Origin of the sequence: Priestia sp. YIM B13490, from assembly GCF_042787735.1 — a bacterium.
GTDB lineage: Bacteria > Bacillota > Bacilli > Bacillales > Bacillaceae_H > Priestia > Priestia megaterium.
In genome coordinates, this window is record NZ_JBHZOT010000010.1 from 36,156 (window position 1) to 48,053 (window position 11,898).

The window sequence follows — 11,898 nt, forward strand, 5'->3', positions numbered from 1 at the left end:
CAAAATAAAGCCGCATAGCAAACGCTATGCGGTTTTGTTTTACCAATTATCTGTATAAGTCGTTGTTGTTGACGGCACGCTCCAATATTGCTGCGAAGGCTGCCATGCTTTTAACGATCCATCAGCTCTCTTCACAATTGCTTTAAATTGAACATTTTGACTCGCAGGAAAATAGACGGTGCCTCTCCAATCAGCTGTAGATGAATTATATGTTAATTTAATTGGATAAATGGACGTATCCCACTGACCTAGCTCAGCTCTGTCTCCAACAATATAAACCGTTTCTCCTAATGCAGTTGGCGCATTTTTTACTACAACCGTTTGCGCAAGTGGTGTAACGCCCAACGTATTTTTAAATTGCCCCATCAGCGTATCATTGTTGATAACATCGTAGAAACGAAGCAAAGTAAATCCTGCAAAATTATAGTTAAAGGCCATTTCAGCTGCTTTTTTATATTGATCTTCACTGCCTATAGTTAAAGCATTTTCCCCGTTTAAAACAACTCCTTTTGCATTCGCAATACCCGCTACCTGGCGTACAAGCGTCTTTGGCATAGAATATTCCGGATAATTTCCGCTGTCCGTCATTTCTAAGCACGTAAACGTTATATCTAGCTTAGCTGTTTTAAACGCATCTAAAAGCGCGTTGTAATCATTATATCCAGCAGGTTTTTCTGCAGCATGAGGAATCGTGGGATTGTTATACTGCCAATGAATTCCTGCCACTTTTGCACCGATTGGTACGTTAAAGGTGGAATCAAAAGCCTGATGAGCTAACTGTCCAATACGTTTTGTATGATCTTCCAAAGCTCCTTGATACCATGCTAAGAAATCTTTTCCATAAGCTGTTGAATAACCATCTTTTAAGAACTGATAGCCATCTGATGGCGGTAAAATTTGCGATGCAGACGTTAAATTGGTTCCCCATGCTTGATTAATGCCAGCGAGTGAACCGTATTTAGTCAAAGCATATGATTGAAACTTGCTCTTGGCGAAGGATGTATACACTTGAAATTTCCCTCTAGACGGATAGCCGGTTCCGTCTGCTGCTGTATAAGACGGATAACGAATTTCACCTGCAGGGCCTCCTGATAAATAGATTTTAGCAATCACGTCTTTATAAGGTGCTAACGCTTGCGCAAATGCCGTGTAGAGCTCTCCGTATTGCTTAGAAATAACGTCCGTTGCAAGCGGGCTTAGCGTTTCTTTATTTGTCGTACCTGTTTCAGATTTAAAGTAAAGGCTGTCATCACTTTTTAAGTTCCATACCCAAGATGGAAGCGGAACGTTACAATCATCTCCTACATTGCCTCCGCACTGATGAGTAGAAATAATAGGAACGATCTTTATACCTGCATTACGAGCTGCTTGAGCAAAGCGCTGCGCATAGGAAAAATCGAACTGCTGATCGCCGTTTTTCTCCATATCTCCCCACCAGAAGTCTACTGTCACTGCATAAAATCCATTTTGTTTCGCTTTGCGTAAATCGTTCTCAAACGCTTCCCATGTTGTATAGTCTGTTACCTTTTTTAAAGGCGCCATTAAATAGGTTTTGTAACCTGGATTCATTGATTTTCCATCTACGGCAGCCGCTCCGTTAATTGGACTTAAAATGAAAGCGTTAACAAAAATAAACATCAAAACGAAAGCCAACCCTTTTTTACATAGCTGTTTCATATCTTCCCTCCATTTTTCAAAATCACCTATAGGTATTCGGCGGATTTTAGTTTTTTCCTTTTTCTTTTATAAAAAAAAAGACGCCCCGCCAGGACGCCTTCTTCATTAGTTCCAAATCTCATTCACCCATTCAGGATGGTCAATAAAAGGATTGCGGTTATGCTGATAGTCTGAATAAATAATGTCATTTCTACGTCGTTCTCGATCATCTACTGGGTCTTGGGTATTCCATTGAAGAAGCACAGATAATTTCCCGTGATAAGGAGCAGTACCATTATTCACTGTGTTATTAAGTTCTAAGTCAGGCTCATCACTTACATCGCCTTCATAGCGCACGGCCATATAAAACAACATACGAGCCACGTCGCCTTTTACTTCATCTCGAGGTTCCCATGAATCACTGTCAAAATAATTTCCGAGTGCTTCGCTATGTTCCGTCCCTCCGTTATCAAAATCTAAGTTTCCTCTCGTACTGTTTACAGATACATCGGTTGGACGTAAGTGATGAAGATCTGTTCCAGGTCCCATAGCTGTTCCAAAATCCCCGTGAGACTTTGCCCAGACGTGCTCACGGTTCCAATCGTCCACTCCGCCTCCATTTGTACTCTTAGCCTGTGAACGCCCTGTGTAGAGCAAAATAACGTTATTTGCGTTAGCTGGATCTTCATCCGTTTTCTTTAAAGCTTCCCATACGGCTGAATACGACAGTTCTGTGTGATGATCAATAATGTTATGAAGCTCTGTCTTTAAGCTGTTTCCTGTTTTTTTAGCTGCAGTACGATAGTAGTCTTCTACTGGAACGGTTGGCTCTGTGGGATCTGGAGCCGGATCAGTTCCTCCTGTTTCTGTACTGATAGAAGTAACTGATTTTATTCCTGGGTGTGAAAAATAAGGAGTGAGTGTGCCCGTAACAGTAAGATTTTTCCCTCTTAACTCCGAGTGACTTTGAAGTCCAAATGTACTTCGCAAATTTGAAGGAATTTGAACGTACACCATCTTGTCTGTATTGGTTTCATTTGAACTGTCAGCAAGAGCAAGTGCATAATCGCTTGGGTAATTGCTCGTAATAACTGTAGATGTGCCTGTAGGTTGACCTACTACATATCCTTTAACCGTTTGTACACTATTGTTTTGATTCTCAAGAGCTTGTGCAACAGATAAAAATGCGGCTGCTTGACTAACAGGAGTTAAGCTCACTAAAAGAACAAAAACAAGCAGGGATATTGCCCATGTTTTTTTACACAGAGCGTATAATTTCACTTTTTTATTCCTCCTATATGATAGGTTTGAAAACTAGTTTTCTTCCACCTCTTTATATTATTTTTTCACTGTGAATTCCCTGCCTCTTTTTTGTTAAGTTTTATAGTGAAAAAGATGTATTCTTCTTTACAGTGACGGCCACTTTATGCGAAGGGTTATATTTTTAAAAGTCCACATTGGAAAAAGCATTATGTGTCTTTCTTTATATATGGTATAATCAACCGAATCGTAAAAGAGCTTATACCATTTCAGAAAATGAAATGATTTAAATAGAAATGAGGATTGTGTATGCTTAGTTTTGACGAAAAATTAGCTATTATTTCATCGTTTCCAGAGCTGCATCGAAAAGATGTATCTTTAGGACGCGTGAATTTTCATTATGAAGAAAGCGTGTACGATAAAACGGTTGTTGTGCATCATCTGCATCCTAATGGAAATGGATTTGTATATGGAGGGTTTTTAAAAGGATATGAAACAAATGACAAAGGTCTTGTAAATATCCGTGATTATACAGAAGAAGAGCTCCGCTCAATTATTGAAGCTTCTATTGAATCTTTGTCAACCCTTCCTGATACAGCTAGAGAAGAAGCTATTGTAGGGAATGGAAATGAACAGCGCTGGAACGGCCCAGACAATGCAACGCTTTTACTTGTTCATGAAGATGATCTGTGGAATGTTTATTCTGGCTTGAATTTAGAGGCAGCATTTCTATCTTACGAAGAAGCAGAAGATTATTTGTTTGAAGAAGGCTTCCGCCGCCTATAAGCTTGCGTCTATACGCAAAAACCTCGCTGTTGATTAACAGCGAGGTTTTTTCATTTTTTCACAGAAGGTTGAGGGCTAATGCGCGGTATTAAAACCGCAAATAATACAACAACCCCCACACCAATCAATAATAAATAAAACCATTGTAGGTCTGATGACTTTTCAGAAGCAGTTTGTTCTGTTCGATCTTTCTTGTAGGAAGTGTTTTTAGAAGAAAACAAGTTATATTCTTTTGCTTTCGCAGAAATCGTATTATCTTCAGCTGATGCGTTCGCAAAAAGACTTTCTTTTAAGCTCTCTTTCTCTACATCTTCCTCTTTTTCAAATGTAAGATCCTTTATTTCCTCCGGAATATTTCCTACTTCTTTTTTATTTTCTAGCAAAGATTCGGGGTCCAAGTTAATCGGATCATCCTTATATACATTTGGTTTAATCTCTTCAACGTTTCCGTCATCAGCTTCAGCCGCTGCTGCTATAGGGAAACAAAGAAGTGAAAAAATAAGAACAATACTTCCAATCTTCTTATTAAGCACTATAGGTTTCATCATTTTCAACCTCTTTAGTCGTCTTTAAAGCACGAATAATAGATGGCAGAACACTTAAAACGGCAGTCATTCCCAGTAATACAATAAGCGCCTGTCCAAACAGAGACTGCGTATCATATTGAATTGACATATATACTTTAGATACTGGATCTTCGTAATTAAAGTTTGGCATAGATAAGTTAAGAAGCGGGGTAATATAAAATAAAATCAACCCTACTGTCGTAACCCATCCAGCGAAGCTTCCTAATAAGAAAGCAATACGTACGAGTGTAGATGTAGCAAGCAATAAGACGATCGTAAAGATTGACCATTCCATTGCCCGGTCTCCCGATAACGAATAAATATTAAGGCTAAAGATACTTACCATTAACCCTACAATCAAATTCAATAACCCAAACAGCGTACCTTTCACAAGCATAGGTGCATGTCGGTAGTATTGACTGAAATAGCCAATTAGTAAGCTGCTGATTAAGATAATAACCAAAATGACAACTGGTGGAACCTCTTTTACTTTTTCAGCCGGCACTTCACCGCTTACTTGAAGAGGATTGGCTAAATAATGATAAACGTAATCATTATTCTGTCCATCTACTAATGTATTATTTAACAAACGGTATACCTGGCCGCGAACCAACTTCGTTGAATCCACGTTTTGGGCCCACTTGCTGTTAAGCGTGTCAGCTTTATCCTGGACTTCATTTACACGCTTCTGCAATTCATCTGTGTATGTGACAACATTTGCTTGTCTTTCACCTAAAGATGAAATGAGTTCGTTCATTCCCTTCAACTCTTGACCCATGCTTTGCTGCAGCGTCATTAAGCCCGTTACGTCCGGAGCTTCTTTCTTTTCTAATGCTTGATCTTCACCTGCGCTAGATTGAAGCTCTTGATTCATTGCATTTGCTTTTTCTTGAATAGCTGATAGCTCTTCCATAATAGATGCTTGTTCAGCATCAACTGTTTGTCCATATTGATCAGCAAAATCTTGCACTGAACTTTGGAACTGTGCTAACTCTTCTTTTGTTAGAGACAGGTTTTGTTGGATTTGCTTACGTGCATCTTGAGAAGAGACGGTACCAGCTAACGCCTGCTGCAAACTTCCTTTAATAGAGTCATTGTTAAGGACGCTGTTCTGTATGTCTGTATTTCCTACCTGAGCTAAAGTCAAATCATACTGCGATAAATCACCGTAGTACTTTAGCAGATCTTCTGCACTGCTGCTTTGAATCTTACCTGAGAATGTATTGCTCAACTTTTCCTTGCGAGAAGCTGAAAGGTTTGGAGAAGATAAAATTTTATCTTCTTTGTTTGTAATCATCGTAATGAGATTGTCTACATTCACACTACCTTTAGAAGGCTTTTTGCCGTCTTCTTTCAACTTTTCATTCTCTTTTTTTAATCGTTCATTTTCTTCTTGAAGCTTAGCAATTTGACTGCTCGACGACTTGGTCGCTTCTTCTAAGTCTTTCTCTGCTTTGTTTTTCTGTGCTGTCAAAGACTTAACGTCTGCTTCCAAACTGGCAATTTTCCGCTTCAGCTCATCCGTATTTTCTCCTGAAGCTTCCGGCTGAACTGTTACATTTTGCAGCTCATCTTTGACTGCTTGTACCTGTGTTTTCAGATTAGCCACTTTTTCAAGCGCACTTTTCACAGCATTGGATGTACCTGATGCATCCGATGTGTCCGATGTTTCAGGCGTTTCAGGCGTTTCAGGCGTTTCCGTTCCCTCAGATGTCTCAGGTGCTTCAGGTGCTTCAGGTGTTTCGTTCACCATTCCTTGGAGCTGCTGTTCTAAGTCTTCAAGGCCTTTTGATATATCATCAAGCTTTGCTGTTTGCTGAGATAAATCCACTTTAATTGGTTCTGACGTTCCTTCGCCTTGACCGGAATCTGGCTGAGTTCCATCATCTTCTCCAGGATCCGTTGGCGTCTCTCCACCTTGATTCGGATCTGGCTGAGTTCCGTCACCTTCCCCAGGGTCCGTTGGCGTCTCTCCGCCTTGATTCGGATCTGGCTGAGTTTCGCCGTCTTCTCCTGGATCCGTTGAGCCTCCGCCACCCTCATTTGATGAAGCTGTCTCTAGCTGCGCACGAAGCGGCTTTAGCTTACTTTCAATTTGATTTAGGGTTGTTTGCTCAGACTGCTGTTTATATGAACTGACTATTTGGCCGTTCAAATCTTGCAGAGCTTTTTCTTGTTCACTGACGTTATCCGCTTGTTGGTCTCCAAGTTCTCCGACGGCTTTTTGATTTTGATCCAACTGCTGTTGAATGGAAGATAAGCCACTAAACACTTGATTGGCCTGCTCATTAAAATTTTGCTTAGAGCTTGGCTGATTAGATTCAAGGGAAGACAGCCCTTCTTGAATCGCAGTGACGCTTTGAGCCTGCGTTTTTTCAAGCATTTGTTTCTGTGTTTCTTGATATGTTTGATATTGATTTACATATCCAATAAAGCTGTTTAAATTCTTTTCAACCTGTTCTACGTCGCCTTGTCTGTCACTCGAACCTTTTTCTGCTTTATTTACATTATCTTGGATTTGCTGAAGAATTTTCTTTTGATCATTTAATTCACCTGCTAAATCTTTTGAATTCGGTTTATAAAAAGCGACCATTGTTTTTTGAAAGGCGATTTCTTTATTTAGAATTTTATCGAACTGTCCTCGTACCTTATCCACTTCCTGTGATACATAACTCCAGTACAAAGAGGACATTTCATTATTAACCTTTGTAGTAGCATCTTCTAATTCCCCTACTACTTTTTCCTTATTAACTGCGTTAAGCTGACTTTGAACTTTGTATTCCAAAGTAGCTTTTTCTGGCTTTTTTTCCTGATACGATAAAATATTTTGTGAGAAGGTCGAGGGAATATAGATAACCGCATCATATTTTCCATTCTGTAAACCGCTTGTAGCTGCGCTTCGTCCAAGCACGGTCCATTGATAATCCGACCCCTCCTGTAAAAGAGGAGTCACTTTTTCTCCAAACTCTATCGCTTTTTCACTATTTTCTTTTACTCCATTATCTTCGTTAACCACCGCAATCGTTCTTGTTGAGTTTTCTGTGACTTGCAGTGGGTTGTCTCCAATATACTGGAAAAAGAAAGAAGGAAGAGCCAAAATTAAAACAACAGCTAATATGACTTTAAGTGTATACTTACGCTGTTCGGTCATGTTAAGATCTTCCTTTCACTTACACATAGCGGGATTTGAATTCTTGTTTCTTTTCCACTTTTAATATAATAACCGAAGCCAGGGTTAACGTCAGCTTCTTTTCGGTCATAAGGAAGTGTAAATAAGCTTTGCTCTGTTTTCTTCATCAACAGCACGGCTTGGCTAATTTGCTTCACTTCTGTTGTTAAGGCGTCAAATCCTTTTGAAAACTCATTGTTGTTCCCTGCAACAATCAAGTTAAAGCCCAGGTGACTGTAATTTTTCATCAATTTTGTAATACGATCCTGCAGGACGCTGTCTAAGTTTTGCTGGAATCGTACAAATCCATCTACTACAAGCATGATCGGGGAAAATGAAAGACTGTGTACCGTTCCTTCCTGCACTGCTTCCAAATACTTATTTTCACGTCGCTGCAATCGTTCTTCAGTTAAATCAAGCCAGTCGATAATCTGTTCTTTTGTTTCCATGTAAACAACTTGCTCTTCAGCTGCATAACTTGATAAACCGCGGTCAACCGAATCAAATAGTCCGATTTGCTTCACGCCTTGTTCAAGCGCTGTTTGCAGTATGACCTTCACTACATTTGTCTTTCCTTTTTGCGTCTGCCCCATGACGATGCAATGCTTATTTTTCTTAAAGTTCATATGCACCGGTCGAACAAACTCTTCATCTAATCCAAGAGGAATGACTCCTTTTTCCCTAATAACCCTTCTGTCCGTTATAAACTCGGCAAGTACAAGTTTTGATGACAGCATTGGTACAGGCTCCGGAACAATAGCATCAGCATATTGATTCTTTAATCGTTGAATGTGCAGCTTAACTGTATCAAAAATTTCAAAATCATCTTTTCCTTCCGCAGGTAAAAACAGCTGCGCAAAATAAGGTTGATCCGTTTTGATAATAGCCCGGCCTGGAATAGACTCTAGCGCATACGGCGTACGTCCTAAAATAGAATACGCTTCTGAATGATCCATTAAATAATGAACAACCTTCGTTTTCAAATTATTCATAAGCGACTGACGAATAGAATTCACCCGCGTCGCGGTAAAGATCATATAAATTCCTAAAGACTGACCGTCACGCACGAGCTGTGTGAACTGCATTTCTAGATCTTGCATTTCTTCTTTGACAAGATCAAAATTATCAATCGTGATAAAAATTAGAGGAAGCTCTTCTGAACTTAGAGCATTATACATTTTGATATTGCTAACTTCCCGCTGTTGAAATAACTGCTTTCGCCTTGCGATTTCTTGTTTGATAATCGTCATGAATTTTTCAATTTTACGCATTTGATCCATTAAGAAATAATCCGCCGTATGAGGCAGCTGACGAAGCGGCAGCAGCGTGCCGTTTCCAAAGTCAAAAATGTAATAATGAAGCTGCTCCGGGCTCTTTCTTTCAGCTAGACTAAGAAGCAACATCATGACTGTAAACGATTTACCGTATCCTGACGAACCAAATATACCAATGTTTCCATCGTCCATCAGCTGATAGTTATATACCGTTTGGCTTTGCTTTTCCGGTTCATCAATCAAGCCAATTGGGAATACGCCGTCTCGCTTCTCTTTGTACTCACTGCGAAGCAATCTTTCTTTAAGAGGCGGCAGCCATGGACTATTTAATTTTTTGATAGCTAGTTCCTGCTGCGTTTTTTCAATTTTTTGCACCACAACATCAATTTCTGCTTCCGCTTGTTTAGATGACGTCTGCTGAGTAGATACATCAGATAAAGGAATCAACCCAAGATCTGTGACAATGGCGACTTCATCTTCAGCCCCATACGTATCTTCCATGTACGGGGCACCGCTCCAAGCTGACTGAAACAGTTCATACACTTCATTATTTCCAACCTGCAGATAGCCTCGACCCGTCACCGTAATAGAAGCAGCGTCCGCATTTTTTAAGATTTCTTTACTGTCAGCGGCATCTTGGACTTTTAAAGCTACTTTAAAGCGTGCATTACTCCAAATTTGATCGTCAATAACACCGCCTGGCTTTTGCGTCGCTAAAATTAAATGAACGCCCAGACTACGTCCAATGCGCGCCGCGCTGACTAATTCCCGAATGAACTCTGGTTCTTCACTTTTTAACTCGGCAAATTCATCCGAGATTAAGAATAAATGAGGCAGAGGTTCTTCTGCCATACCTTGCTTATATAAATCTGTATAATCATTAATGTGATTGACTTCATATCTATCAAACAAGCGCTGGCGTCGCTTTAATTCACTTTTAATAGAAGCTAGGGCTCTTGTACTAAAATTCTTACTTCCTTCAATGTTTGTAATGGTTCCAAGCAGATGAGGCATGTTTTTAAACGGCTGAGCCATTCCTCCGCCCTTATAGTCAATCAATAAAAACGCGACTTCATGGGGGTGGAAATTCACCGCTAGAGAAAGAATGTACGTTTGTAAGAATTCACTTTTCCCTGACCCCGTCGTACCTGCAAGTAATCCATGAGGGCCGTGAGCTTTTTCATGAAGATTTAGTTCAACAATATCTTCTTTTCCTTTTAAACCAATGGGAACTGCTAGCGACTTAGCTGATTCATTGCTTTGCCACCTTTGCACGATATCCAACTCACCAATTTCTCTTGCTTTAAATAATTCTAAGAATGAAACGCTATTTGGAATTGAGTTGGTCATACCAACTTGGTGATCCAATGTCCGCAGCACCCTTGCAAATCTTTCATTATAATCAAGCGTGTGTTTATCAAGCTGAAATGGAATATTCACAGCTTTTTGCTTTTGAATTAATATATCCCCCTCGGATTCGTTAATATAACGGACGAGTGTATGAACATGCTCCGTTAAGCTTTCCTTTGTCTCTGCCCCAAATATCGCAGAAAACCCAAGGTGAGGGTGATATCCTTCTAAATACTCTAAGATAACGTGATCTGCAATTAACTGCTGATTCGTAATAATAAAAACAAAGTGAGGCAAGAAGACACCTTCTCCTTTTGCTTCATCTAAATCGCGTTCTCTCAGCATTTCATAAATAGAAGATAAAAGCTGATCTCTCGTTTGTTCATTATAGATGAAACCTTTCGCAAAAGAATGCGGAAGCTGAAAATGAGGAAGCCATTTCATCCATTCCCACTCTTTATATTCTTCTTCATCAAAAATGAATACGAATCTTACGTCATGATAACTGTGGGAAAATGCCAGCTGTCCTACAAGCTGATGCAGTTCATTCTTCACCGTTTTCATCTTTCCTACCAGACCGATAGAGCCTAAACCTAAATGAGCGGTAACAGGGGCATTTTTCACTTCTCGATAGACCTTTTCCATGTGCTGAGACTGCTCAAGCAAATCATCAATTTCTCGATTAGCCATATCTCCGCTATTCAAAGAAATTTGGTAGCTTCCCGGAACTGTTCCTGTTCCAAGGCGCACCTGTAAAAAATCACTGCTTTCTACAGTTCGTTCCCAAATTCGATCAGAAATCTGTTCTGTTAAATATTTCATGCGTTCAAACGTCGGAAAATGATAAGATAATACATCTCGTTGAACTGATACTAGTTCTTGTAATTCCTCGCGCTTGTTCTCTAAATACTTGGTATAAATTCGACGACGACGCTCCTGCCGCTTCTTGCGCTGTTTTTTATCTTTGAAATATTGAACGGTAGATACAATCAGCGTGGTCGTAAACATCATGACAGATATAATAATAAAAATTCCCCTAGGCTGAATAATCGAGACCGTACCCATGACTAAAAGCATGACTAATGGCGGTAAAATAGTAAGCCACAAGCTTCGGTTATTTTCATCATTGTCTTGAGATGGAAAGGACAAGCTCACCTTATCATTAGGCAAATCATATATCATGCGCGGTGTCCGTCTATAAACCGGGTACTTCTTTTTCATTTCAGAAATAGGCTGTGCCGTAGTTGGAAGCTTAGATGCATAATCATAGCAGCTTTGAATCTTCAGCAAATCTTTTTCGATCAATTGAATCGTCATAGAAGACCATAAAATGAGATCTCCGGGCTGAAGGTTCGTATTCTCTTCTAGTCGGTGTCCGTTAAGATAAAGCGGTTCTTGGTTATAAAAGACCTTCCACTTTCCATTTATCTTTGATAAGTAAAATCCTTCTTTTGGCTCTACTACACACTTTTCTTTCTGCTGATACACATCAGCTGTTTCATCACTTGTGGAAAACGAGACTTCTGAGCCGTAATCAATATAATAGACAGCTTCTTTAACAGCCGTGTCTGTAAGGACAAAGGTTAAAGCATGTCCTTGTTCTCGCCATACAAACGACTGAGAAACAGATAGCTCTGCTATCCTTTTTTCTCCGTAGGAAATCAAGAGCCGGCCGTTTTTTTCAGATGACAGCGTCATTTGCCCTTTCTCAAACGGATAGGAAAATGTAAAAGTTTGATGCTGAGTGTTTCCTACCGTTGCTTGGCGAAAGGTTTTAAAATCTACAGGCAGCTGCTGATACGTTTGCCCACTAACTACCCAAAGCATATTCATACAA

At 39.8% G+C, this 11,898-nt stretch carries 6 protein-coding genes; 1 reads left to right on the forward strand and 5 read right to left on the reverse strand.

What is annotated here, in order from left to right:
* Positions 1–39 precede the first annotated feature (39 nt).
* Both ACFX4R_RS23155 and ACFX4R_RS23160 read right to left on the reverse strand, forming a co-directional pair.
* Complete coding sequence (locus ACFX4R_RS23155; protein WP_043975710.1) at positions 40–1,677, reverse strand: family 14 glycosylhydrolase; 1,638 nt, start codon at positions 1,675–1,677, stop codon at positions 40–42.
* Positions 1,678–1,782: 105 nt separating this feature from the next.
* Positions 1,783–2,937: an endonuclease gene (locus tag ACFX4R_RS23160; protein ID WP_043975712.1), complete on the reverse strand. Its 1,155-nt coding sequence runs from the start codon at positions 2,935–2,937 to the stop codon at positions 1,783–1,785.
* A 288-nt stretch (positions 2,938–3,225) separates the two neighbouring features.
* On the opposite strand from ACFX4R_RS23160, the gene ACFX4R_RS23165 reads away from it, so the two are divergent.
* A complete protein-coding gene (locus ACFX4R_RS23165) occupies positions 3,226–3,702 on the forward strand; it encodes a hypothetical protein (protein WP_013081504.1) in 477 nt (158 codons plus the stop codon).
* Between the two features lie 50 nt (positions 3,703–3,752).
* Here ACFX4R_RS23165 and essA read toward each other — a convergent pair whose 3' ends face one another.
* From essA to essC, 3 genes are read right to left on the reverse strand one after another with little or no spacing between them, the layout of a single operon-like run.
* Positions 3,753–4,250: a type VII secretion protein EssA gene (gene essA / locus ACFX4R_RS23170; RefSeq protein WP_043975714.1), complete on the reverse strand. Its 498-nt coding sequence runs from the start codon at positions 4,248–4,250 to the stop codon at positions 3,753–3,755.
* On the reverse strand, positions 4,228–7,419 hold the full coding sequence (gene esaA / locus ACFX4R_RS23175) for a type VII secretion protein EsaA (protein ID WP_322551677.1): 3,192 nt from the start codon (positions 7,417–7,419) through the stop codon (positions 4,228–4,230). Before esaA ends, essA begins: the two co-directional genes overlap by 23 nt.
* Complete coding sequence (gene essC, locus ACFX4R_RS23180; protein ID WP_377570475.1) at positions 7,416–11,894, reverse strand: type VII secretion protein EssC; 4,479 nt, start codon at positions 11,892–11,894, stop codon at positions 7,416–7,418. Before essC ends, esaA begins: the two co-directional genes overlap by 4 nt.
* Positions 11,895–11,898: the final 4 nt, after the last annotated feature.